Here is a 24,757-nt window from a genome sequence, read left to right as displayed (position 1 = left end):
CGCACGCTCAATGGACCACGCCGGAATCGATCGCCTGCCCAGCGGCGCGCCGGGCTTGCGCATCGGCATCGCGCAACACATCCAGCGAATCGGCGGGCAGGGTGGGCAGCGCGGCGAGCGCATGCTCGACCAGCGCCGGAATGGCTAGAAAACGAATCCGTCCCTGAAGAAACGCTGAAACCGCCACTTCGTTGGCCGCGTTCAGCAACGCTGGCGCGGTGCCGCCGGCGATCAACGCCGCGCGCGCCAGGGCCAGGCAGGGGAAGGTGTCGGTGTCGGGCGCCTCGAAGTCGAGCCGGCCATGCTGCAGCAGGTCCAGGCCTGAGACGCCCGAGGCGATGCGCTCCGGGCTGCCCAGGCCGACCGCGAGCGCGGTGCGCATGTCCGGCAATCCGAGCTGGGCGAGGGTGGAACCGTCGATGAACTCCACCAGCGAGTGCACCAGGCTCTGTGGGTGCACCAGCACGTCCAGGCGCTCGGAGGGCGTGGCGAACAGATGGTGGGCCTCGATCAGCTCCAGCCCCTTGTTCATCAGCGTGGCCGAGTCGACCGAGATCTTCGGCCCCATCGACCACTTGGGGTGGGCGACCGCCTGGGCCGGGGTCACTTCGGCAAGCGCCGCCCGGTTGCGGCCGCGGAATGGACCGCCGGACGCGGTGAGCACGATCCGCGCCACGCCGCTGCGGTCGCCGTCGGCGGGCAGGCACTGGTGGATCGCGTTGTGTTCGCTGTCGATCGGCACGATGGTCGCGCCGGCCTCGCGTGCGGCGCGCATCATCAGGTCCCCGGCCAGCACCAGCGACTCCTTGTTGGCCAGCAGGACCCGCTTGCCGGCACGCAAGGCGGCGAGCGTGGAGTCGAGTCCGGCGGCGCCGACGATCGCCGCGACCACCGTGTCGCAGGCTTGGCGGTCGACCGCGAGCGCTTCGAGCGCCGCCATGCCGGCGTGGGCCTGCGTGCCCAGGCCGGCCGCGTGCAGCCCAGTGCGCAGCGCCTCCAGGCCCGACGGGTCGGCGATCACCGCGTGGTCGGGCCGATGCGCGACGCACAGCGCGATCAGTGCAGACACGTTGCTGCCGGCCGCGAGCACGCTGGCGCGCAGGCGCTGCGGATGTCGGGCGATGACGTCCAGCGCCGACGTGCCGATCGAGCCGGTCGCGCCGAACACGGCGACGTGGCGGATCATCGGGCGTCGGCCCGGCGGCGCAGTGGGGCGGCCATCGTGTTCAAAAGCCCAGCCAGATCTGCCCGAACGCGAACACCGGCAGCGCGGCGAGCACGCTGTCGATGCGGTCGAGCACACCGCCGTGGCCGGGAATCAGGGTGCCCGAGTCCTTGGCGCCGGCCTGACGCTTGAGCAGGCTTTCGAACAGGTCGCCGACCACCGAGGCCAGCACCGTCAACACCGCGACCACGGTGACCAGCGGCAGCTGTGCGACCTGCGCGCCGGCCAGCGGCGCGAAAGCCAGCGCGACGACGAGGCCGGCAACGATGCCGCCGGCCAGGCCTTCGACGGTCTTGTTGGGGCTGATCCGCGGCGCCAGCTTGCGGCGCCCGAAGCGGCGGCCGGCGAAATAGGCGCCGGTATCGGTGGCCCAGACGATCGCCAGCGCCAGCAGCAGCCAGCGGTTGCCGTGCTCGCCGCCCTCGTTGGCATGGATCACGCACAGCGCCGCCCAGGCCGGGATCACCGCCAGCGTGCCGGCGGCGAGCTTGAGGATCCGCCCGCGGGCATCGGGGGCGGCGGCAAAATCGTAGTGGCGCAGCCACAGCGCCGCCGCCAGCCACCAGAGCACGCCGACCATGGCCAGCATCTTGAGCAGCACCAGCGAGCCGCCGCCGGTGGCCGATCCCCAGACGATGGCGACCATCAGCAGCAGGTTCAGCAGCAGCAGCGCAGTGCGCGCGAGCGTGTCCTCGACGCCGGCCAGCCGCAGCCATTCCCACAGCGCGGCGAGGAAGACCATGGCCGAGACCGCCGCCATCCACGGGGTGTTGAGCAGCAGCACGGCGGCGATGGCAGTCGGGGCCATCAGCAGCGCGGCGAGGATGCGCGTGCTTGTCATTCGATGCTCTCCTTGTGCGGCGCAGTCGCGGCGATCTGCTCGCCGGTCAGGCCGAATCGACGCTCGCGCGAGCCGTAGGCGGCCAGGGCCTGCTCGAGTTCCGCCACCCCCAGTTCGGGCCATAGGGTCGGCGTGAACCACAGCTCGGTGTAGGCCAGCTGCCACAGCAGGAAGTTGCTGATGCGCAGATCGCCCCCGGTGCGGATGAACAGGTCCGGTGCCGGCAGGTCGGCCAGGGCGACCCGCGCGCCGACCGCCGCCTCGTCGATGTCTTCCGGGCGCAGGCGACCCGCGGCCACGTCCTGGGCCAGGGCGCGCGCCGCCATCGCGATGTCCTGCCGGCCGCCGTAGCTCGCCGCCACGTTCAGCGCCAGCCGCGTGTTGCCGGCGGTCTGCGCCTCGGCCGCGGCCATGCGGGCCCCCAGCGCCTCGCCAAAACGCGCGCGTTCGCCGATGAAGCGCAGGCGCACGCCACGGCGGTGCAGCTCGCCGACCTCGCGATCGAGCGCGCCGAGAAACAGCTTCATCAGTGCCCCGACTTCGTCCTCGGGCCGTCCCCAGTTCTCGCTGGAAAACGCGAACAGCGTCAACGCCTCGATGCCGCGTTCCAGGCAGAAGTCGATGCACAGGTTGACCGTCCGCGCACCGGCGCGGTGCCCGATCGCGCGCGGGCGCCGTCGGCGCGCCGCCCAGCGGCCGTTGCCGTCCATGATGATGGCCACGTGCCGAGGCACATCGCCGGGATTGGTGCTGGGTGATGGGTGATCGGGAACGGCGGAGTCCTGCGGGGGCGAGGGTTCGGACAAGGGAATGGCCTCTGGCTCTGGTTCTGGCTGTTGACCAATCACGAAGGGCGAATCACCCATCACGGGCCCTCAGACCGCCATCAGTTCCTGTTCCTTGGCCTTGACCACGTCGTCGACGTCCTTGATCGCCTTGTCGGTGATCTTCTGGATCTCGTCCTCGCTACGGCGCACGTCGTCCTCGGAGACGAGCTTTTCCTTCAGCAATTCCTTGACCTGCTGGTTGGCGTCCCGGCGGATGTTGCGGATCGCGACCTTGGCGTCCTCGCCCTCGCCGTGGACGAGCTTGGTCAGGTCGCGGCGACGCTCCTCGGTCAAGGCCGGGATGTTGAGGCGGATCGTGGTGCCGGCGGTATTGGGGGTCAGGCCGAGGTCGGAACCCAGGATCGCCTTCTCGACAGCGCCCACCATCTGCTTTTCCCAGGGGGTGATGGTCAGCGAGCGGGCGTCGGTCACGGTGACGCTGGCGACCTGCGTCAGCGGCATGTCCGAACCGTAGTAATTGACCTTCAGGTGGTCGACCAGTGCGGTCGAGGCGCGGCCGGTGCGGACCTTGACCAGGGCGTGGCGCAGGGCCTCGACGCTCTTGGCCATGCGGGTCTGGGTGTCTTTCTTGATGTCGTTGAGCATGCGCGCCCCCGGTCCGTGTGCTGAATCGGGGGATTATAAGCGGCCGGGACTGGCGCGGGGCGGCGGTCGCCCCGTGCCTGTTGGCGGGTTCAGCCGCGTCCCTGGACGAGGGTGCCGATCGGCTCGCCGCGCAGGATCCGCAGCAGCACGCCGGGCTGGCCCATGTCGAAGATGCGCAGCGGCAGGTCGGAATCGCGGGCGAGCGCGAAGGCTGCGGTGTCCATGACCTCCAGGCCCTGGCCCAGCACCTCGTCGTAGGTCAGGCGGTCGTAGCGCTTGGCGCCGGGCACCTTCTTGGGGTCGGCGTCGTAGACGCCGTCGACCTTGGTCGCCTTGAGCAACAGGTCGGCGCCGATCTCGATCGCGCGCAGCGCCGCGCCCGAGTCGGTGGTGAAGAACGGGGTGCCGACGCCTGCGGCGAAGATCCCGATCCGGCCCTTTTCCAGATGACGGATCGCGCGGCGGCGGATGTAGTCCTCGCAGACGTCGTTGATCTTGATCGCACTCATCACCCGCACGCGCGCACCGCGCTTTTCCAGCGCGTCCTGCATCGCCAGCGCATTGATGACCGTGGCCAACATGCCCATCTGGTCGCCGGTCACCCGGTCCATGCCGCCGGCGGCCAGTCCGGCGCCGCGGAAGATATTGCCGCCGCCGATCACCAGGCCGAGTTCGGCGCCGGCCTTCTGCGCCTCGATGACCTCTTCGGCCAACCGGCCGATCACCTTCGGGTCGATGCCGTAGTCCTCGTCCCCCATCAGCGCCTCGCCGGACAGCTTGAGCAGGACGCGGCGATAGGCGAGAGGTGAGGTCATGGCGGACTCCGGAGGTTGGGGGCGCGTGAATTCTAGAAGATCGACGCCATTCGCGCTCACGTCGTGTGCCGCATTTTTCGCGCAAGGCAGGGCGAAACCGCAGGGATCGTTCGCGTACGCTTGATCGATGACTTGCTAATTGCAGCCCTCGTCCATCGCGGGAGCGAGCCATGCCGGAGAAGACAACCACCGCCCGGGCCGCAAGGGCCAAGCGGGCGGGCAAGTCCGCCAGCACCCAGGCCGGTGAGTTCGTGCGCGAGGAGATCGCGCACGTCCGCCAGGGCAAGCACGGTGCCAAATCGACCAGGCAAGCGATCGCGATCGGCCTGTCGAAGGCGCGACGCGCGGGGATCGATGTCAAGCCGGGCAAGACGGCGTCCAAGGCGACGAAGACCAAAGCCGCACAGGACGCCGCCAAGGCCGGCACTGATGCGCAGCCCTCGGCGGCCCGGTCGCGCGGCGCCAAGCAGGCGCTCAAGACCGCGAGCAAGAAGACGCCGGCCAAGAAGGTCGCCAGCAAGCAGGCGCTATCGAGCCAGGCCAAGAAGGCGGCGTCCAAGCGCACGGCGGCCGACCGCTCGGCCGCGGCGAAGAAGGCCGCCAAGACCTAAGGGGGCGGCCGGTCGCAAGGCGGCTGCGCGGAAGGCCGCGCGAACGCGCGCGCAGGATGAGGGGGGCATCCCATGTCGGGCGACCGGTTGTCGCGGTACCGCATCAGCGAATCCGGACCGGCGTCCCGAAGGCGCGGCCCGTGCCGACCGCCTCACACAGCGCCATGCCGGACACAGCGCGAGACCGTGTGGCCGGCTCAGCCGGGCGCCGTGTCGCCCGTGTCGTCGTCGGACCTCTGGCGGTCGGCATCCGGCGATGCCGCTTCGACCGTGCCGTCGGCCTTGACCCGACGGGCGAACTTCGGACCGGCGATCAGCGCTGGATCGTTGCCCTCGGCCGACGGGTTGTTGTCGTGCGCATAGTCGGCGCCGCGGGCGGCGATCCGGTCGTTGACGGCGACATTGTCGGCCTGCTGCGGCTGGTCGGAATGGGCATCCGAGCCGGTGTCGGGTTTGCGCGACATGGCAGCGCTCCTGGAGGGCGGGGGAGCGCCATGGTGGCCAGCCGGCGCGCGAGCGGGGCGTGAATCGCTTGTCCGTGGGTGTCGCAGGGCGTAGCTTTGTGTATCGAAGAGCGTGACGCGGCGCACACGGTGACTGTGGCCATCCTCGTATGGTGAGTGGCTGCCGCATGGTGACGTCTGCTGCCGTCGGAGGGGGTCAAGCGCGTGGCCAGGCCAGGGGAGCCGGGATGCCGAGGAAGCAGGCCATGAGAGGGGACAGCAGGCGCCGGCCGTCGGTGGCGACTGTGCGCGCGATCGGCATCGCCCTGGGCGCGGCGATGACCGTCGGCCTGATCGTGTTGCTGCTGCTCGACCGGCAGACGCGCATGCAGGCCGCCGATCGCCAAAGCCTGACGATGGCGACCGGCGTGGACCGGTTGCTGCATCTGGAACTGCGCAACATCGAGCGCGCCCTGGGCGGCATCGCAGCCGAAATCGGCGGTGAGCCGGCGTCAGCGCAGGACGCGATAGCCGGCGTCGTCGCGCGTCATGCCGAGCTCGCTTCGATCGTGCTCTACGACGCGCAGGGGCGCGCGCTTTCGGTAGGTCCCGACGCATCCGAGCTGCATGTCTGGAAGACGGCGGCGTCCGGGGCGACGGCGCTTCGCGTGGGCGCGCTGCGGCACGGCGATGCCGGCTGGGAGCTGCCGCTGGCCTTTCCCGACGGCCATGGCCGTTGGTTGGCGGCCAGGCTGCTGACCCGGGAGTTCGACGCGATGACCGAAGGCTTCGATGTCGGGCGCTTCGGCAGCATCGTGATCTACACCCACGATGGCTGGGTGGTGTCGCGGTTCGGGCGTGGGCCCTCGCAGGTCGGCCAGCAGGTCGAATTGCCGGCCTCGGCGGCGTTGCATGGCGCGCGCTTCAACATTCTTCGGGTCAGTCAGCTCGACCGCATCGAGCGGGCGATGGGCTTCAGCCGGACCAGCGACTATCCGCTTGTGGTCAGTGGCGGGCTGAGCGTGCGCGAGGTGCTCGCGCCCTGGCGCGTCTATGTCGGGACGGCGCTGGCGCTGGTCGTGGCGTACTGGATCGCCCTGGCCGCGGTGCTGGTCCGGCTGCGCGCCAACGAACGTGCGCAGGCCGATCTGCTGGCCGAGATCGAGACCCAGACCCGCTGGCTGCGCCAGGCGCAGTTGGCCTCGCAGATCGGTGTGTGGCGGGTCGAGGCCGGCGACGACCGGGTACGCGTCACCGATGAGATGGCGGCGCTGTTCGGCCTTGTGCCCGAAGGCGGCACCATTGCGCTGGAGGCGTTCTTCGAGCACATGCATCCCGACGACCGTGCGCGGGCGTTCGAGCAGTTCAGCGATCTGCGCCGCAGGCGCCAGCCTTATGAGCAGGAGTACCGGGTGATGCTGCCCGACGGGCGCACCCGCTGGCTCAAGGGCAGTGGGGCGACCGTGTCCGACGGCGGTCGCGAGGTGATGACCGGGACGGTGATCGACATCACCGAGCGCCGCGATGCGCAGATGCGGATCGAGCGTGCGGAGATGCAGTTCCGCCAGTTGTTCGAGCGCAATCCGCTGCCGGCCTGGCTCTACGACGTGGGCACGCTGGACGTGCTCGCGGTCAACGAGGCGGCAATGGAGGTGTACGGCTACAGCCGCGAGACCTTCGTCGGCATGCGCGTGACCGATCTGCTCGCGCCTGAGGATCGCGACGCCGGCACCGACGTGATCCTGCGTCGCGGCGAGGGCAGCAGCGAGCGGACCTGGACGCTGGTCACGCGGGATGGACGACGGATCCAGGCCCGCGTCCACGCCCGCGACATCGAGATGGAGGTCGGACGCGCGCGGCTGGTGCTGGCCGAGGATATCGGCGCGCGCCTGGCCTACGAGCGCGAACTTGCCTGGCGCGCCAGCCACGACCCGGCGACCGGCATGTTGACGCTCGCCGCGCTGGCCCAGCAGATCGACGCGCAGTGTGCGTTGCAGCCCTGCGATGGGTTCGCGGTCGCCTACGTGCAACTGCGCGACCTGGAACTGATCGCCCCCACCCTGGGGCGCCGGACGGGGGAGGCGGTGCTGCGCGAAGCGGCCGGCCGTTTTGCGCGGATCGCCGAGCGTTACGGACTCGGCGGCCATGCGCCGCCCGAGACTTTCGCGATTGCAGCGTTCGATCCTGCGGACCTGCCGGCGCTGGTCGAGGACCTGGTCGCGGCCAGCCAGTCGCCGGTGGAAGCCGACGCGGGCATGTTCCCGCTCGAGGCCTGGATCGGGCTGGCCGACGGACCGTGCGAGGACGGCGGCGCCGAGCACGTGATCGCGCATGCCGCACTGGCCGCGTTCCAGGCACGGCGCGGGCGGACTGCGGTGGTCCGCTACGACACGGAGATGGCCGCCCAGGCGGCCGAGCGGTTGGCGCTGCTCAGGCGGCTGCGCAAGGCATTCGACCTGCGGCAGTTCGAGCTGTTCTATCAGCCGATCCAACGCCTGGACGATGGCCGCATCGTGGCCTTCGAGGCGCTGCTGCGCTGGCGCCAGGCCGACGGCAGTTTCGTACCGCCCGCGCAGTTCGTGCCGCTGTGCGAGGAGTCGGGTCTGATCGTGCCGATCGGCACTTGGGTCATCGATCAAGCCGCGCGTGCGAGTCAGCGTCTGGCCGAGGCCGGGGCGGAGGTCGCGATCGCGGTGAACGTCTCGGCGGTACAGTTCGAGGCCGGACTGCCCGTCGAGGCGATCCGCGCGCTGCGCCAGACGCAGGCGCTCCGCCCAGGCGCCCTGCATCTCGAACTGACCGAGAGTGTGCTGTTGCGCGATCCCGATGCGGTGCGCGCACAGATGGGCCGGCTGCGCGACGAAGGTGTGTGTCTGTCGATCGACGATTTCGGCACCGGCTTTTCCAGCATGGCGTACCTGCGCGATCTGCCGCTCGATGCGCTGAAGATCGATCGCGTCTTTGTCCGGGACGTCGCCCATGATGTGCACAGCGCAGCGATCTGTCGTGCACTGATCGACCTGGGCCACGGCCTGGGGCTGTCGATCATCGCCGAAGGCGTCGAGGACGCGGCGCAATGCGACTGGCTGATCGCCCATGGCTGTGATCAGGCGCAGGGCTACCACTTCGGGCGGCCCATGCCGTTCGAGGATGCGCTCGCGCTGTTGCAGGCAAGGTGACGAATGGCGGTATGCCGGACGTGCGCGCGGAACCTGTGCGCATGGCCGGCACAACTGACGTGGTCGGTCGCGGGCCGGCGATCGCTGTGCACGGCTTGCGCACATCGCCCGCTCTAGCGTGCGGAGCTTGGATCCCCGGCGACCCAGGAGCAGCACCGAGATGGCCAAGTCCCCAAAGTCCCCCAAGCGGTCCGCGTCGTCGAATGCCGCCGCGCAGCAGACATCCGCCGCGCGTGCTTCCGACAGCGCCGCGTCGAAGGCGCCCGCGCCCGGTACCGGTGATCTGCAGGCCGGCCAGGCGGCCGACACCGAGCATCTTGCCGCCGCGTTCACCCACAACCAGAACAAGGCGTCCGAGTACGGCCGCGATCGCGCCACCACGCCACCGGCCGGGCAGCAGGCGACGCCGCCCTCGGACCTGCCGACGGCCAGCACGCTGGGCGAGTCCAATACGTCGGCGAAGGTCGGCACGCGGCCCGCGCCCGGTGCCAATCCCACCGTCGAGTCGCTCGACCGCGTCCGCGTCGACCCCGCCGGGCAGCGGCTGACCACCAATCAGGGCGTGCCTGTCGCCAACAACCAGGACTCGCTCAAGGCGGGCCTGCGCGGCCCGGCGCTGCTCAAGGACTTCATCCTCCGCGAGAAGATCACCCACTTCGATCACGAGCGCATTCCCGAGCGCATCGTGCACGCGCGCGGGTCCGGCGCGCATGGCTACTTCGAATGCTACGACGCGGTGCCGTCGCTGACCTGTGCGGCGCCGTTCCAGGAGGCGGGCAAGATCACGCCGGTGTTCGTGCGCTTTTCAACCGTGGCCGGCGAGCGGGGCTCGAAGGACACCGCGCGCGACGTGCGTGGGTTCGCGGTGAAGTTCTACACCGACGAAGGCAACTGGGACCTGGTCGGCAACAACATCCCGGTGTTCTTCATCCAGGATGCGATGAAGTTTCCGGACCTGGTGCATGCGGTCAAGCCCGAGCCGCACCATGCGATGCCGCAGGCGGCCTCCGCACACGACACGTACTGGGACTTCGTCTCGCTGATGCCCGAGTCCACGCACATGCTGTTGTGGCAGATGTCGGACCGGGCGATCCCGCGCAGCTATCGCATGATGCAGGGCTTCGGTGTGCACACCTTCCGCTTCGTGACCGCCGAGGGCGTGTCGTCGTTTGTGAAGTTTCACTGGACGCCCGTGCTCGGCACGCACGCGCAGCTGTGGGACGAGGCGGTCAAGACCTCCGGCTGTGATCCCGATTTCCATCGCCGCGACCTGTGGGATGCGATCGAGGCGGGCGCGTATCCGGAGTGGGAACTGGCGGTGCAGGTGTTCTCCGAAGACGATGCCGAGCGTTTCTCGTTCGACGTGCTCGACGCGACCAAGCTCGTGCCCGAGGAACTGGTGCCGCTGACCCCGCTGGGCCGTCTGGTGCTCAACCGCAATCCGGACAATTTCTTCGCCGAGACCGAGCAGGTCGCGTTCTGTACCGCGCACGTGGTCCCGGGCATCGACTTCACCAACGATCCGCTGCTCGCCGGTCGCATCCATTCCTACGTCGACACCCAGATCTCGCGGCTCGGCGGCCCGAACTTCCACGAGTTGCCGATCAACGCGCCCATCGCACCGGTGCACAACAACCAGCGCGACGGCATGCACCGGCAAGCGATCCATCGCGGCAGGGTCGCCTACGAACCCAACTCGCTCGGCGGCGGTTGCCCGTTCCAGGCGGGCAAGGCCGGTTTCGTGCCGTTTCCAGAGCCCGTCGAGCAGGATGAGGTGCGCGGCAAGCCCGAGCGGTTCGCCGAGCATTTCAACCAGGCGACGTTGTTCTACAACAGCCAGACCAAGATCGAACAGGCGCATATCGTCGCCGCGTTCCGCTTCGAGTTGTCGAAGGTGACGGTGCCGGCAATCCGCGAGCGGGTGGTGTCGATGCTGCGCAATGTCTCCGACGATCTCGCCGGCCGGGTCGCAGAGGGCCTAGGCATGCCGCTGCCCGAGCCGATGCCGCGCGTGTTGCCCGACCCGCCGTCGCCCGAAGTCGAGATGTCACCGGCGCTGTCGATGCTGGCGCGGCCGGGCGAGGCGGGCATCCGTACCCGCAAGATCGCGATCCTGATCGGTGAGGGCAGCGATGCCGACCAGGTCGCCGCATTGCAGAAGGCGTTGCTGGCCGAAGGCGCGGTCGGCCGGTTGGTCGGTCCGCGCGTGGGCGCGTTCACCGCCGCCGACGGCGCCAGCCTGGATGCCGACGCCTCGCTGGAGAACGAACCGTCGGTGCTGTTCGACGGGGTCGCGATCCCGGGCGGCAAGGCGGTCGCACGCCTGGCCGGCGACGGGCGCGCGGTGGAGTTCGTCGGCGACCAGTTCCGCCACTGCAAGGCGATTCTCGCCTTTGGCAACGGAACCGATCTGCTCGAGGCGGCGGGCATTGCGCTCGATGGCGAGGACGCCGCGCTGATCGTGGCGCGCGATGCCGGCAAGACATCGATCGCACGCTTCGTCAAGGCACTGGCGCAGCATCGCAACTTCGATCGCGAACGCGACCCGCCGTTGATCTGAGCGGACGCCCCGCACGGCGTGCGCGGCGTCCGGCAGCGCGCACCACGCCGCTCGTGTCGCCGCGGGTCGCGCCCGTCGCCTCTTTCCCGGGAACCGACGCCATGCCCCTGTCCGCGATACCGAAATCGTCGCTGCCTCCGGTGTCCGAACGCGGCCGCATGGTCGCCGCCACGACGCCGCTCCATGCCGACGTCCGCGCCTGCCTGGCGCAGCGGCCTGCGTTACCGCATCCGGGCGCGGGTGCGACGCTTGCGCGATGGCGCGCGCTGGCCCACATCGCCGCCGGCGACCTGTGCGTGGTCAAGGTGATGGAAGCGCACTACGATGCCTTGGCGATCCTAGACGAACTCGACGCCGCGTCGCCGCCCGCAGACAGGCTGCTCGCGGTCTGGGCCGCCGAGCCGCCGGATGCGCGTGTGCAGTTCGTCGCGCAGGACGGGGCCGAGGGGCGGCTGGACGGGGTCAAGGCCTGGTGCTCGGGCGCCGACCTGGTCGATGCCGCACTGGTGACCGCGTACCAGGACAACGAGCGCGTCCTGGTCCTGGTCGAGTTGCGCCAGCCCGGCGTGGCGCGCCTGCGCAGTGGCTGGCACGCCGTGGGCATGGGCCGCGTCCACAGTGGGCGCGTGGCCTTCGACGACGCCCGCGCGAGCCGGGTGGGCGCACCTGGCGCCTATCTGGCGCGGCCGGGTTTCTGGCACGGCGGGGCAGGGATCGCCGCCTGCTGGTTCGGCGCGGCCGCCGCGATCGCCGAACGGCTGCGGACCCACCCGCGCATCGGCAGCGATGCGCATGCGGCCGCGCATCTGGGCGCGGTGGACATCGCGTTGTCGGCCGCGGCCGCGGTGCTGCGCGAGACCGCAGCGCTGATCGACACGGCGCCCGCCGCGCCGCACACCGCGGCGGTGATCCGGGCGCGCTCCTTGCTCGAGCGTGTGGCAACCGAGGTCGTCGACCGTGTCGGCCGTGCACTGGGCCCGGGCCCCTTGTGCGAGGACTTCGACCATGCGCGGCGTTGCGCGGACCTCACGACGTTCATCCGCCAGAGTCATGCCGAACGCGATTGGACGGCATTGGGCGAAGCAGTGGCACGCCAGGAGGCAGCGTGGACGCTGTAGCCGAACGTCGGGCCCCGGCGGCGCCGACGATCGTCGGCGACGGCCAGCATGAAGGCGACTGGCGTGCGTCCGCCTGGCTGCAGGCGCTGCCGCGCGTCACCGCCGATGCTTGCTTGGCCGGTGTCGCCCGCCTGGTGGTGGTGTCGCCGCATCCCGATGACGAAGTGCTCGGATGCGGCGGCCTGATGGTCGAGGCGGGCATGCGCGGACTGCCAGTGCACGTGGTCTCGGTGACCGATGGCGAAGCCTGTTACGCGGACGACCCGCAGTGGCCGCCGGCGCATACACGGGCCGTGCGGCGTGCCGAACTTCGGGCTGCGCTGGACATGCTGGGCGGCAGCGGTGCCCCGGCAACTGTCGCGACACTGGCGCTGGGCGACGGCCGGGTCGGTGCAGGCGAATCGGCGCTGGCCGAGCGGATTGCCACGCAATTGCGCGCCGGCGATCGGGTGCTGACCACCTGGCGGCACGACGGCCATCCCGACCACGAGGCGACCGCGCGTGCCACGGCCACCGCTGCGCATCGCATCGGTGCGACCGTGCAGGAGTTTCCCGTCTGGGGCTGGCACTGGCTGGATCCGACCGCGGCGACACCGCCGTTCGCCGATGCGCGCGCGATCCGACTGTCGGCGCAGGCCGTCGCCAGGAAGGCCCGCGCCCTGGACTGCTTCGTTTCGCAGCGCACGGGTGGGCATCCGGCGCCGATCCTGCCGCCGCACGTGATTGCGCGCTTCTCGCGCGACTTCGAGGTCCTGCTGCCATGACGGCTGTTGCCTCGACATCGCCGGACTATTTCCGCGCGCTGTATGCCGACGACGATCCATTCGGCTACCGGCACCGCTGGTACGAGGCGCGCAAACGCGCGCTGCTGCTGGCCAGCCTGCCGGCAGCTGCCTATGACGCCGGTTGGGAGATCGGCTGCTCCAACGGAGAACTGACCGCCGTGCTCGCGGATCGATGCCGCAGCTTGCTCGCGACCGATCTCGATCCACGCGCAGTCCAACTGGCGCGCGCGCGCACCGCGACCTGCATCGACGTGCACGTGGAGGCCATGCGCCATCCGCAGCAGTGGCCACAGGGCACGTTCGATCTGATCGTGCTCAGCGAGGTCGGCTATTACCTGGCGCCCGACACGCTCGACGGGTTGTTGGCGCGACTGCCGACGAGCCTGCGCGATGCGGGGACGTTCGTTGCCTGTCATTGGCTGCACCCGTTCGACGAAGCGCCCCAAACCGGCCGCCAGGTCCATGACGTCATCGCGCAGGCGCTGGGTGCGCCGACGATCCGCTACGAGGATGCCGACCTTCTGCTCGAAGGCTGGTCGGCCTCGCCGCACTCGGTCGCGCAACGCGAGGCATTGCGATGATCGGCGTGGTGGTGCCGGCCCACAACGAGGAGGTCTTGCTCGGCCGATGTCTGGCATCGGTACGCATGGCTGCCGCCGATCCTCGGCTTGGAGGCGAGACGGTCCACGTGGTCGTGGCCCTCGATCGCTGCAGCGACCGCAGTGCCGAGATCGCCGCGGCGCACGGTGCGACCGGGCTCGTGGTCTGCGGCGGCAATGTCGGCAGCGCCCGCGATGCCGGGATGCGCGCCGCGATCGCCACCGGTGCGCGCTGGCTCGCGAGTACCGACGCAGACTCCGTGGTCCCGCCCGACTGGCTGTCGAGCCAACTGGCCTGTGGGGGCGATGCGTTCTGCGGCATGGTGGCCGTCGACGACTGGCTCGACTACGCATGCGACGTCCGCACTGCGCACGAGCATCGACATCCACGGCGCGACGGCCATCTGCATGTCCATGGCGCCAATCTGGGACTGGCCGCCGAGATCTATCTGCGCTGCGGCGGATTCCCGGCGATCGCCGCCCACGAGGATGTTGCGCTGGTCGATGCCTTGGTCGCCTGCGGTGCGCAGATCGCGCGCTGCGCGGCGCCGATCGTGCTCACCAGTGCGCGCCGCAGCCCGCGCGCGCGGCAGGGGTTCGGCGACTACCTGCGCGCGCTCGAGGCGCGCGTCCAGTCGGCAACAGTCCTGGGCGGCAGCGGCGAACGGCACCCGGTCGATCCGCTCCCGGTGGCGCATGGGCCCTGAACTGATCGGCTGGGCGGCCTCGGTGATCCTGCTGGCCACACTGGCGCGGCAGATCGCCACGCAGTTGCGCGACGACAGCGCGCGTGGGGTATCGAAATGGCTGTTCCTCGGCCAGATCGCGGCCTCGACGGGCTTCGTCACCTACAGCGCTTTGGTCGGCGACTGGGTGTTCATCGTCACCAACGTCTGCATCCTGATCACTGCGATCGTCGGTCAGGTCGTGACCTGGCGCAAACGGCGACGCGCGGCCGCGTAGGCGCGTCATGTCGAACGGCCCCAGTATGTGCGGGGCGGGAGTGTGCGGTCCGTCCATCCGGCGATCCCGGGCAAAGAGCCCGGGATCGCGTCGGTACAACGGGGCCGCGCTCAGGCGACGTCGGGCTCGCTGAACGCTTCGGGGGCGTCTTCGGCGGCGCCGATCGGAATGCAGCTGCAGAACACGTTCTTGTCGCCGTGCACATTGTCCACGCGCGCGACCGGCGGCCAGTACTTGGTCTGGCGCAGGCTCGCGAGCGGGAACGCGGCCAGCTCGCGCGGATAGGCATGCGTCCATTCGCTGGCGGCGACCTGCATCGCGGTGTGCGGTGCGTGCTTGAGCGGATTGTCCTCGCGGTCCAGGCGGCCGTCCTCGATCGCACGCATCTCGTCGCGGATCTGGATCATCGCGTCGATGAACCGATCGAGTTCATGCAGCGATTCGCTCTCGGTCGGCTCGACCATCAACGTGCCCGAGACCGGGAAGCTGAGCGTGGGTGCATGGAAGCCGAAGTCGATCAGGCGCTTGGCCACGTCCTCGGCGCTGATGCCGGTCGCGTCCTTGAGCGGGCGCAGGTCAAGAATGCACTCGTGCGCGACCAGGCCGTTGCGGCCGGTGTAGAGCGTGGGGAAATGCGGCGCCAGACGCTTGGCGACGTAGTTGGCGTTGAGCAGGGCGACCTGGGTGGCGCGGCGCAGGCCGTCGGCGCCCATCATCGCGATGTACATCCAGCTGATCGGCAGGATCGAGGCCGAGCCGTGGGTGGCGGCCGAGACCATGCCGACCGTGCCAGTGGCGCCATCGCCCCCATCCGCCCTGCGGGCACCCTCCCCCGCGAGCGGGGGAAGCGGGGTTGCGGCGGGCAGATAGGGCGCAAGATGCGACTTCACCGCGCACGGGCCCACGCCCGGCCCGCCGCCGCCGTGCGGGATGCAGAAGGTCTTGTGCAGGTTGAGGTGGCTCACGTCCGAGCCCCACTTGCCGGGCTTGGCCAAGCCGACGAGCGCGTTCATGTTGGCGCCGTCGGTGTACACCTGGCCGCCGTGCTGGTGGACGATGTCGCAGATCGCGACCACGTCTTCCTCGAACACGCCGTGCGTGGACGGGTAGGTGATCATGATCGCGGCCAGGCGATCGGAATACTTCTCGGCCTTGGCGCGGATGTCGTCGATGTCGACGTTGCCGTCCTTGTCGCAGCGGGTCACCACCACGGTCATGCCGACCATCTGCGCCGACGCCGGGTTGGTGCCATGCGCCGATTCGGGGATCAGGCAGATATCGCGATGGCCCTGGCCCTGCGCGCGCTGGTAGGCGCGGATCGCCAGCAGGCCGGCGAACTCGCCCTGCGCGCCGGAGTTGGGCTGGAAGCTGACGGCGTCGTAGCCGGTGATCTCCACCAGCATCGCTTCCAGGCCGTCGATCAGCTCGGTGTAGCCGGCGGTCTGATCGGCCGGGGCCAGCGGATGGATGTTAGCGAACTCGGGCCAGGTGACCGGAATCATCTCGGCGGTGGCGTTGAGCTTCATCGTGCACGAGCCCAGCGGGATCATCGTGCGGTCCATCGCCAGGTCGCGGTCGGCCAGCGTGCGCATGTAGCGCAGCAGCTCGTGTTCGCTGTGATGGGTGTTGAATACCGGATGCTGCAGGAAGCCCGAGTTGCGGCGCAGCGCCTGCGGCAGCGCGTCGGCGGTCGCCGTGTCGAGCACGTCGATGTCGGCGTCGGTGCCGAACACCTTGGCCAGGGCGACGACGTCGTCACGCGTGGTGGTCTCGTCGAGGCTGATGCCGACCGACGCGGCATCGATCGCCCGCAGGTTGAAGCCGGCCGCGCGCGCCTTGGCGTGCAGCGCGTCGGCGTCGACGCCGGTCACGTGCAGCGTGTCGAAGAACGCGTCGCCGACCGAGACGCCGGCCTGGCGCAGCGCGGCGGCCAGGATCGCGGTCAACCGATGGGTACGGCGGGCGATGCGGGTCAGGCCTTCCGGGCCGTGGTAGACGGCGTACATCGAGGCCATGACCGCCAGCAGCACCTGGGCGGTACAGATGTTGGAGGTCGCTTTCTCGCGGCGGATGTGCTGCTCGCGGGTCTGCAGCGTCAGCCGGTAGGCGGGGTTGCCGGCGGCATCGACCGACACGCCGATCAGGCGGCCGGGCATCGAACGCTTGTATGCGTCGCGGCAGGCCATGTAGCCGGCATGCGGGCCGCCGAAGCCGAACGGCACGCCGAAGCGCTGCGCGCTCCCGACGACGATGTCCGCGCCCCAGGCGCCGGGCGCCTCGATCAGCGTCAGCGCCAGCAGGTCGGCCGCGACGGCAACGATGCCGCCGCGCGCATGCACCGCGGCGGCGACCGCGCGGTGGTCGTCGATGCGGCCGAAGGTGTTGGGGTACTGCAGCAGCACGCCGTAGCTGTCGGACTGGGCTGCAGCGTCGGCAGGGCCGACCTCGAGTTCGATGTCCAGGCCCGCTGCGCGCGTGCGCAGCACGTCGAGCGTCTGCGGATGCACGTCGTCGGCCACGTAGAACACATTCGACTTCGATTTGGCCGAGCGCTTGGCCAGGGTCATCGCCTCGGCCGCGGCGGTCGCCTCGTCGAGCAGCGAGGCATTGGCGATATCCATGCCGGTCAGGTCGGCGACCATGGTCTGGAAGTTGATCAAGGCTTCCATGCGGCCCTGCGAGATCTCCGCCTGGTACGGCGTGTAGGCGGTGTACCAGGCCGGGTTCTCGAGGATGTTGCGCAGGATCACGTTCGGCGTGTGGGTGCCGTAGTAGCCCTGGCCGATGACGCTGCGCAGCACGGTGTTCTTCTTCGCCACGGCGCGGATCTTCGCCAGCGCCTCGACCTCGGTCGTCGCGGTCGGCAGCGCCAGTTCGGCGGCCGACTTGATGCTGCCCGGGACGATGGCATCGGTCATCGCGTCGAGCGAGGCGTGGCCGACGACCTCGAGCATATGGGCGATCTCGGCGTCGTTCGGGCCGATGTGGCGCTCGACGAAAGCCGAGGGGTGTTCGAGGTCGCGCAGAGGCGATGCGGTCATGGCGGGCATCCGGTAGGGCGGCAGGGGCGGCGGGCCGACGGATGCCGCGCCGCGCCCGGGACGGCATGCGGCGACGGAAGGCGCCGGCCTTCCTCGTGCCCCTCTGTCCTTTTGCCTGAGAGTTCGGGGGTGACGCGTCCCCATGCACCTTCGGCGCCGGATCGAACCGGTCTCTCCAGAGTTTTCCCGCCGGCAGTACGTGGGCCTGAGCGATTACGGGCGTTGCGCCTTCGGCAGCGGGGCGGACCCGCTTCTCCCACCGGTTGGTTGCTGCGCGCCGATTATACCGTGACCGCGCGCCGCCGCCTTGGCCAGCATCGCGCGGGGGATCGATGCTCGGGCTTCGGCCAGGTCCGGCTGGCCTGGCCGCACGCCCGTGTCGCTGCTAAGCGGCCGAGGGTCTTGCCGGGAACGCTGCGTCCGGCCCGACGACCGGGGGCGCGTTGCTATGCTGCGCGGCCGTTCTCGAACCTCCCACCTATGTGCGTTTGCCCATCCGGGGGCCGCCGACGATGGCCATGACCTCGTCTACGTCCCCGCAAGTCCCGATTCGCCTGTTGACCCTGCTGCTGGCCGGGCTGGCGATGTTCGGCCCGTTCTCGATCGACACCATCTTCCCGGCGTTCCCGGCGATCGGTGCGGACCTGGGCGCGGATGCGACCGCGATGCAGCAGACCATCTCGGTGTACCTGGTGGCCTACGCGCTGATGAGCGTCGTGCACGGACCGCTGTCGGACGCACTCGGGCGGCGGCGGGTGATCCTGGGCGGATTGGCGGTGTTCGTGGTCGCCTCGATCGGTTGCGCACTGTCGACCAGTCTCGGCGCGCTGCTGGCGTTCCGTGCGTTGCAGGGGCTGTCGGCGGGCGTGGGTCTGATCGTCGGGCGCGCAGTGATCCGCGACGTGCTGCATGGCGACGATGCGCAGCGGCTGATGAGCCAGGTGTCGATGATCTTCGCCATCGCCCCGGCGATCGCCCCTGTGATCGGCGGCTGGCTGCTCGGCTGGGGACGCTGGCCGCTGATCTTCTGGTTCCTGGTCGCGTTCTCGCTGTTTCTGCTGGTGGTGTGCTGGCTGAGGCTGCCGGAGACCCATCCAGCGTCGGCGCGGATCTCACCGGCGCCGCTCCGCCTGTTGCGCGGCTATGCAGCGATTGTCGCCAACCGCAGGTTCCAGCGCATCGCTGGGGCGGGCGCGTTCAATTTCTCGGCGCTGTTCCTGTACATCGCTTCGACGCCGGTGTTCGTGGTCGACGTGCTGCGCCTCAACGAGCGCCAGTTCGGCTGGTTCTTCATCCCGATGATCACCGGCATGATGCTCGGTGCCTGGCTGTCGGGCCGGGCCGCAGGACGGATCAGCGGCCCGCGGCTGGCGAACATCGGCTTTGCGTGCAGTGGCGTGGCGATGGTCGCCAATCTCGGCTACAACCTGCTGGTCGACCAGCCTGCGGTGCCGTGGGCGATGCTGCCGATCATGCTCAATTCCTTCGGCATCGCGCTGGTGTCTCCGATCCTGGCGCTCGCGGTGCTGGACATGTATCCCCGCCAGCGCGGGTCGGCGTCGTCGATGCAGGCGTTCGTCGTCCTGGTCCTCAATGCGATCGCTGCGGGTGTGCTCTCACCGCTGGTCAGCCATCATCCGCGCGTGCTCGCGCTGACCTCGGCGGGTTTCATGTGCGTCGGCTGGCTGTTCTGGCGCGCCGAGCTGGCGCGTGGCGCACCGCCTTCAACCCCCGCGCGCGAGGTTGCCCCGATGCCGCCGACCGAACCGCTGTAGCAGGGATCAAAACCGGGGTGCGTGTGCAAATTAGCGGGGCGAAATTGCGCACTGACCCCCGTTTTGATCCGGTCCGTTGGTGGCCGGGGCCAGATCCGAGGACTTGTGGCCGGACCGCGAAGCGGCCCGACTGAGGGAGGCGCGGCGACTGGTCGGCGGGCTGGCCTGTCCGAACTGGAGCGCGCATCCCGCAGACAGGCCGCGGTACTTCGCAGGTCGCTCAGCTCCGTGCAGGCGTCGCGACCGGAGCAGGGGACTGCGCGGCCGCCGGTGCGCTCCAGCCGCAGCTGCGGCCTTCGTTCTGCTGCTCGAGCCAGGTCTGCAGCGGCGCGAAGTATTCAAGCACGGGCGCTGCGTCCATCGTCTCGCCGCCGGTCAGTTCCTTGAGCGTCTGCTGCCAGGGCTGGCTGTTGCCCTTTTCGAGCATGGCCCAGAACTTCTCGCCGGCCGCCTTGTTGCCGTAGAAGCTGCACTCGTACAGCGGGCCGGTGTGCCCCGATGCATCGCACAGCGCCTTGTAGAACTGGAACTGCAGCACGTGCGAGAGGAAGTAGCGCGTGTAGGGCGTGTTGCCCGGCACGTGGTACTTGGCGCCGGCATCGAAGAAGTCCTCGCCGCGCGGCGTCGCCGGTGCCACGCCCTGATACTGCGCCTTGAGCGACCACCATGCGGCGTTGTAGTTGTCGGGCGTGATCGAGCCGTCGAACACGCCCCAGCGCCAACGGTCGATCATCAGCCCGAACGGCAGGAACGACACCTTCGCCAGCGCCATGCGCATCTGCGAGTTGACCAGCGATTCCTGCGACTGCCGCTGTTCGCCGACCAGACCGATCGACTGCAGGTACTTGGGCGTCATCGCCAGCACGATCGTGTCGCCGATCGCTTCGTGGAAGCCGTCGTGCGCACCGCTCTGGAACAGCGGCGGGCGGCCGTTGTAGGCGAGGTAGTAGTAGACGTGACCGAGCTCGTGGTAGATCGTCGTGAAGTCTTCCTCGTTCGGCTTGGTGCACATCTTGGTGCGCACGTCCGGCTGGCCGTCGATCTTGCCGCCCATGTCCCAGGCGCTGGCATGGCAGACCACGTCGCGGTCGCGCGGCTTGATGAACTGCGTCTTGGCCCAGTAGCTGTCGGGCAGCTTGGGCATGCCGAGCGAGACGTAGAAGTCCTGCGCGCGCTCGTTCATGCGCTTGGCGTTGTCGACCTGGGCGGCGTGCGCGATGTCGGCGCGGCGGTCGGAATCGATCAGCGCGTTCTCCTTGACCATCCGCTCGTTGAGCAGCGCCTGGTAGTTCTTCTCCAGCGCACCGGTGATGTCGAGATCGCCGGCGTCGGGGTAGGGCTGCAGCACGTCCCAGAGGTTGCCCCAGTCCTGTTGCCACATATTGCCCAGCAGGTGTGCCGGCAGCAGGCCGCCGTCGACCGTGCCGCGACCCGGATACCGGGCTTCCAGCCGGCCGCGCGCGTAGCAGTGCAGCTGTTCGTACAGCGGCTTGACCTGGCCCCAGAGGCGGTCGGTCTCGGCGGCCAGTTCGGCCGGCGGCATGTCGTAACCCGAGCGCCAGGCCTCGCCGGCATCGGCGAAGCCCAGGTCGCGCGCGCCTTCGTTGACCAGTTCGACGAAGCGCGTGTAGTCGCCGCGCATCGGCTGGGCGATCGTGTGCCAGCCCTGCCAGGCGTCGAGCTGCGCATCGTAGTCGCGGCTGTTGCGCAGCACGTCCTCGAGCTGGCCGAGCTGGCGGCAGCTGCGCGCCTCGCCTTCGCCGGTGCAGTACTGGCCGGCGCCGTAGGTGCCTTCCATCTTCGAGGCGATCTTGGTCAGCTCCGCAAGGTGTTCGGGATTGCGCGGCGGCGGCATCGAAGCGCCGAGTTTGAGCAGGTTGATGGCGCGTGCGGTCTCGGGCGACATCTGCTGGCCTTCGAACTTGCGCGACTGCTCGATCCAGCTGTTGAGTTGGGCGAGGTAGCGCTCGTTGTACTTGGCCGCCAGCAGTTGGCTGTCGTCGTTGATGTAGGTCGCCGACAGCCACTGTGAGGCGGTCAGTTCCGGCATCAGCGTGCGCATCTCGTCGTTCACGCGTGCGATGAACTGGTCGGCCGTCTCGCCCTCGGGCGCTGTGGATGCAGCCGGCGTCGTGGCCTCGGGCGAGGGGGAGCGGTTACAGCCGGCGAGCGTCAGGCTCGCGGCGACCGCGAGGGCGAGCAGGGCATGGCGATGGGTCACGACGGCATCCGGTGTACAGAAGGAACCGGGAGGCTAGTGCGCCGGTTGCGGGGCCGCAAGTCAGGCGGCACGGCCGGCAACGCGGTGTGGCGGCGTTGCCGCAGGCCTATTCAGCCCGAAACGGGCGCCGGTAACAGGCCGCGTGCGGCCAGCCACGCGCGCGCATCCTCGGCGTCGCGCTCGAACCAGGCCTGGGCCGAGCCCAGCCGGAAGGTGTAACCCCACGCGTCCATATCGGCCATCAAGCGTGCGCTGCCGACGCCGGGCAGCGCCTGGGCGAGCAGGATCTGCAGATAGCAGGCCGCATCCTCCTCCGCGACCGAATCGGTGGCGTCGGTATGCACCGTCGCGCGGCGCTCGGACGGCAGCACGATCAAGTGGCAGGCCTCGTGCAACAACGAGTGCACCGGCGTGTCGTCGCGCGCATGCACGTCGCAGCCGATGATGCCCGCCTCGCTCTCGCCCCAGTAGCTGCCGGGAATCGGCAGCCCCGGGGCGATGCGATGCAGCCGCAGCCCATAGCCCCGCAACAGGGCGGTCGGGGCCTCGAAGCCGATGTCGGCCAGACGCAGCACGGGCTCGGCGGCGGCGTGCGGCGCCGCAGTGGACGTCGCCGAGCCGACTGAGGGCGAGGGCATGTCGGCTCAGGCCGGCGTGATGCGCTCGTCGGGCAGGGCGACCGAGATGTCGAGCACGTCGTTGTCGCCGTCCTTGACCAGGTCCACCTTGACCGCCTCGACGTCGATGCTGACGTACTTGCGGATCACCTCGAGCAACTCGCGCTGCAGCAGTGGCAGATAGTCGGGGGCGTCGCGGTTGGTCCGCTCCTGGGCGACGATGATCCGCAGGCGATCCTTGGCGATCGTCGCAGTGTTCTTCTTGGGCTTGAGGAAATCGAACAGGGCCATCATCAACCTCCGAACAGCTTGCTGAAGAAGCCCTTCTTCTCCGTGGTGGTGAAGCGCAGCGGGCGCTCCTGGCCGAGCAGTCGCGCGACCGCGTCGTCGTAGGCCTGGCCGGCAATCGACTGAGCATCGAGGATCACCGGCTCGCCCTTGTTGGACGCGTTGAGCACGTCGCCCGATTCGGGGATCACCCCGATGGTCTTGAGCCCCAGCACCTCTTCGACGTCGGCGATCGACAGCATCTCGCCGCTTTCCACCCGGACCGGGCTGTAGCGGGTGAGCAGCAGGTGTTCCTGCACGCGCTCGCCCGACTCGGCGCGCCGGGTCTTGGACTGGAGCAGGCCGATGACGCGATCGGAGTCGCGCACCGAGGAGACCTCGGGGTTGACCACCACGATCGCGCGGTCAGCGAAGTACATCGCGAGGAAGGCGCCTTTCTCGATGCCGGCCGGCGAGTCGCAGATCACGAAGTCGAAGCCGTCGTCGGCGAGCTCCTTGAGCACCCGTTCCACGCCCTCTTTGGTCAGCGCGTCCTTGTCGCGGGTCTGCGAGGCGGCGAGCACATAGAGGTTGTCGAAACGCTTGTCCTTGATCATCGCCTGCTTGAGCGAGGCCTCGCCCTGGACGACGTTGACCAGGTCGTACACCACGCGGCGCTCGCAGCCCATGATCAGGTCGAGATTGCGCAGGCCGACGTCGAAGTCGACGACCGCGGTGCGCTTGCCCTGCCGGGCCAGGCCGCTGGCGATGCTGGCGCTGGTGGTGGTCTTGCCGACCCCGCCCTTGCCCGATGTGACTACGATGATTTCAGCCAAAACACGTCTCCTGGGGTGTGCCGCCGTCACTCGAGTGCGGCGATCTTCAGTTCTTCATGCTCCAGCCAGACCTGGACGGCCTTGCCGTGGAGTTCTCGTGGGATATCTTCCAGCACCTTGTACTGCCCCGCCACGGCCACCAGTTCGGCATGGAAGCTGCGGCAGAAGATGCGGGCATTGCGGTTGCCCTGGGCGCCGGCCAGTGCGCGACCGCGCAGCGGGCCGTAGATGTGGATCGAACCGTCGGCGATGACCTCGGCGCCGGCACCGACCTGCGACATCACCGTCAGGTCGCGGTTGCGGGCGTAGACCTGCTGGCCCGAGCGCACCGCCGAGGTCTGCATCAGGCCCGGTTCGGCGGCCGCCTGGGGCGGTGCAGGCGCAGGCGCCGGCGCCGCAGGGGCGGGCGCTGCGCGCGCAGGCGCCGGGGCGGGCACGGCAGCTGTGTCCGCGTTCTCGTACTGGGCGCGGAACTTCGACAGCAGCGGCAGGCCGAGCGCCTGCGCGAGCAGGGCGTTGTCGCTGCTGCCCCAGGCCAGTGCGACCGGCAGCGCGCCGGCCTCGCGCAGCGCGTCGATCAGTGCCTGTGCGGTCGCCGGGTCCGGGGTCGCGGGCAGGCCGCCGAAGTCGAGGATCACCGCCGCCCGCTCGAACAGCTTGGGCGCGCGGGTCACGCGGCTGCGCATCTCCTCGCCCAGCCGGGCGACGTCGAGCGTGCGGATGCGCAGGTTGGCGATGCCGACCTGGCCGATCTTCAGTTCGCCGGCCGGTTCGAAATCGGCTGCCGGCGCGGGCGCGGGCTGGCCGGCCATCAGGCTGCCGCCCCTGCGCGGGCGGGTAACTGCCTGGGCCTGAGCCAGGCGGTGTCGGGCAGCCGGCCACCGTAGGTGTCGCGCACCCACGGGTAGCTGCACATGTCCTTGACCAGCATCGAGGCACGCAGATCGGTGCCGGGCATGACGTGCTGGCCGACCTCGCGGAAGCCGAAACCGCCGTGGAACAGACGGACCGGATCGTTGTCGTGCTCGACGAACACCTCGCAGGTCAACAGCGGATAGCGGACCTCGGCGTAGCTCTGCACGTCGGCATAGAACGCCCGCCCGACGCCGCCGCCGCGGCGGCGGCTGGCGACCACGATGCGGTCGATGTAGAAGAATTCGGGATAGTGCGCGCCGAACCAGGCGTAGTTGCTGCTGTCGTGGCCGCTGCCCGAGCCGAAGCCGATCAGAAAGCCCACCATGGCCTCGTCGCGCTCGGCGACGCGGAAGTACTCGGCGGTGTCGTGCAGACGGCGGAGGCGGGCGGCATCCAGCGGCAGGATCGACGGGCCAGCGGCATTGTTGAGTTCGAGGATGGAATCCAGCTCGTGCGCATGCACGTCGCGGACGACGATCGACATTCCAGACTCCATGTGAGACGACGACAGAC

At 69.5% G+C, this 24,757-nt stretch carries 21 protein-coding genes, 1 pseudogene and 1 riboswitch; of the genes and pseudogenes, 9 read left to right on the top strand and 13 right to left on the bottom strand.

The features are described 5' to 3' along the window. Positions 1–7: 7 nt before the first annotated feature. From dxr to pyrH, 5 genes are all read right to left on the bottom strand, one after another. On the bottom strand, positions 8–1,186 hold the full coding sequence (dxr, locus tag ABE505_RS03940; protein ID WP_346445017.1) for a 1-deoxy-D-xylulose-5-phosphate reductoisomerase: 1,179 nt from the start codon (positions 1,184–1,186) through the stop codon (positions 8–10). Between the two features lie 40 nt (positions 1,187–1,226). Further along, complete coding sequence (locus tag ABE505_RS03935; RefSeq protein WP_346445015.1) at positions 1,227–2,066, bottom strand: phosphatidate cytidylyltransferase; 840 nt, start codon at positions 2,064–2,066, stop codon at positions 1,227–1,229. Then, entirely contained in the window at positions 2,063–2,800 is a 738-nt protein-coding gene (uppS, locus tag ABE505_RS03930) for a polyprenyl diphosphate synthase (protein ID WP_346445047.1), read from the bottom strand. Before uppS ends, ABE505_RS03935 begins: the two co-directional genes overlap by 4 nt. Before the next feature lie 141 nt (positions 2,801–2,941). Continuing rightward, on the bottom strand, positions 2,942–3,499 hold the full coding sequence (frr, locus tag ABE505_RS03925) for a ribosome recycling factor (protein WP_346445013.1): 558 nt from the start codon (positions 3,497–3,499) through the stop codon (positions 2,942–2,944). Positions 3,500–3,588: 89 nt separating this feature from the next. Continuing rightward, positions 3,589–4,314, bottom strand: coding sequence for a UMP kinase (gene pyrH / locus ABE505_RS03920; RefSeq protein WP_183425800.1), 726 nt, complete (start codon positions 4,312–4,314; stop codon positions 3,589–3,591). Positions 4,315–4,484: 170 nt separating this feature from the next. Here pyrH and ABE505_RS03915 point away from each other — a divergent pair. Next, positions 4,485–4,986, top strand: a pseudogene (locus ABE505_RS03915) (DNA-binding protein); the annotation flags it as partial. A gap of 136 nt (positions 4,987–5,122) precedes the next feature. Here the strand turns inward: ABE505_RS03915 and ABE505_RS03910 are convergent. Then, positions 5,123–5,389, bottom strand: a complete 267-nt coding sequence (locus ABE505_RS03910; protein WP_346445011.1) for a hypothetical protein — start codon at positions 5,387–5,389, stop codon at positions 5,123–5,125. A gap of 245 nt (positions 5,390–5,634) precedes the next feature. On the opposite strand from ABE505_RS03910, the gene ABE505_RS03905 reads away from it, so the two are divergent. From ABE505_RS03905 to ABE505_RS03875, 7 genes are all read left to right on the top strand, one after another. Beyond that, a complete protein-coding gene (locus tag ABE505_RS03905; RefSeq protein WP_346445009.1) occupies positions 5,635–8,547 on the top strand; it encodes an EAL domain-containing protein in 2,913 nt (970 codons plus the stop codon). Positions 8,548–8,707: 160 nt separating this feature from the next. Then, positions 8,708–11,107: a catalase gene (locus ABE505_RS03900; protein ID WP_346445007.1), complete on the top strand. Its 2,400-nt coding sequence runs from the start codon at positions 8,708–8,710 to the stop codon at positions 11,105–11,107. Positions 11,108–11,208: 101 nt separating this feature from the next. Continuing rightward, a complete protein-coding gene (locus ABE505_RS03895; RefSeq protein WP_346445005.1) occupies positions 11,209–12,225 on the top strand; it encodes an acyl-CoA dehydrogenase in 1,017 nt (338 codons plus the stop codon). Then, positions 12,213–12,989 (top strand): PIG-L family deacetylase, encoded by a 777-nt coding sequence (locus ABE505_RS03890; protein WP_346445004.1) that lies wholly within the window; start codon positions 12,213–12,215, stop codon positions 12,987–12,989. The genes ABE505_RS03895 and ABE505_RS03890 overlap by 13 nt, the downstream gene beginning before the upstream one ends. Further along, entirely contained in the window at positions 12,986–13,591 is a 606-nt protein-coding gene (locus tag ABE505_RS03885) for a class I SAM-dependent methyltransferase (protein ID WP_346445002.1), read from the top strand. The genes ABE505_RS03890 and ABE505_RS03885 overlap by 4 nt, the downstream gene beginning before the upstream one ends. Then, a complete protein-coding gene (locus ABE505_RS03880; protein WP_346445000.1) occupies positions 13,588–14,316 on the top strand; it encodes a glycosyltransferase family 2 protein in 729 nt (242 codons plus the stop codon). The genes ABE505_RS03885 and ABE505_RS03880 overlap by 4 nt, the downstream gene beginning before the upstream one ends. Then, entirely contained in the window at positions 14,306–14,572 is a 267-nt protein-coding gene (locus ABE505_RS03875; protein ID WP_346444998.1) for a hypothetical protein, read from the top strand. The genes ABE505_RS03880 and ABE505_RS03875 overlap by 11 nt, the downstream gene beginning before the upstream one ends. Before the next feature lie 110 nt (positions 14,573–14,682). On the opposite strand, the gene gcvP is transcribed toward ABE505_RS03875, so the two are convergent. Next, complete coding sequence (gene gcvP, locus ABE505_RS03870) at positions 14,683–17,613, bottom strand: aminomethyl-transferring glycine dehydrogenase (RefSeq protein ID WP_346444996.1); 2,931 nt, start codon at positions 17,611–17,613, stop codon at positions 14,683–14,685. Between the two features lie 93 nt (positions 17,614–17,706). Continuing rightward, positions 17,707–17,802: riboswitch (glycine riboswitch) on the bottom strand. 329 nt (positions 17,803–18,131) lie between these two features. On the opposite strand from gcvP, the gene ABE505_RS03865 reads away from it, so the two are divergent. Next, positions 18,132–19,388, top strand: coding sequence for a multidrug effflux MFS transporter (locus ABE505_RS03865; RefSeq protein WP_346444995.1), 1,257 nt, complete (start codon positions 18,132–18,134; stop codon positions 19,386–19,388). A gap of 220 nt (positions 19,389–19,608) precedes the next feature. Here the strand turns inward: ABE505_RS03865 and ABE505_RS03860 are convergent, their stop codons facing one another. The 6 genes from ABE505_RS03860 to ABE505_RS03835 all read right to left on the bottom strand — a co-directional run bounded on the left by ABE505_RS03860 (position 19,609) and on the right by ABE505_RS03835 (position 24,728). After that, positions 19,609–21,609, bottom strand: coding sequence for a M2 family metallopeptidase (locus ABE505_RS03860; RefSeq protein WP_346444993.1), 2,001 nt, complete (start codon positions 21,607–21,609; stop codon positions 19,609–19,611). A gap of 110 nt (positions 21,610–21,719) precedes the next feature. Beyond that, a complete protein-coding gene (locus ABE505_RS03855; RefSeq protein ID WP_346444991.1) occupies positions 21,720–22,247 on the bottom strand; it encodes a hypothetical protein in 528 nt (175 codons plus the stop codon). A gap of 6 nt (positions 22,248–22,253) precedes the next feature. Beyond that, on the bottom strand, positions 22,254–22,517 hold the full coding sequence (minE, locus tag ABE505_RS03850) for a cell division topological specificity factor MinE (RefSeq protein WP_346444989.1): 264 nt from the start codon (positions 22,515–22,517) through the stop codon (positions 22,254–22,256). 2 nt (positions 22,518–22,519) lie between these two features. Next, positions 22,520–23,329 carry a septum site-determining protein MinD gene (gene minD, locus ABE505_RS03845; protein WP_346444987.1) on the bottom strand — a complete coding sequence of 270 codons (810 nt, stop codon included), beginning with the start codon at positions 23,327–23,329 and terminating at the stop codon, positions 22,520–22,522. A gap of 26 nt (positions 23,330–23,355) precedes the next feature. Further along, positions 23,356–24,141: a septum site-determining protein MinC gene (minC, locus tag ABE505_RS03840; protein ID WP_346444985.1), complete on the bottom strand. Its 786-nt coding sequence runs from the start codon at positions 24,139–24,141 to the stop codon at positions 23,356–23,358. Next, positions 24,141–24,728: a GNAT family N-acetyltransferase gene (locus ABE505_RS03835; protein ID WP_346444984.1), complete on the bottom strand. Its 588-nt coding sequence runs from the start codon at positions 24,726–24,728 to the stop codon at positions 24,141–24,143. The genes minC and ABE505_RS03835 overlap by 1 nt, the downstream gene beginning before the upstream one ends. Positions 24,729–24,757 lie beyond the last annotated feature (29 nt).

Source organism: Luteimonas sp. TWI382 (genome assembly GCF_039674545.1).
In the GTDB taxonomy this organism is placed as follows: Bacteria; Pseudomonadota; Gammaproteobacteria; order Xanthomonadales; family Xanthomonadaceae; genus Luteimonas.
The sequence above is the reverse complement of the archived record's forward strand: the minus strand, read 5'-3'. Positions and strand labels throughout refer to the sequence as shown.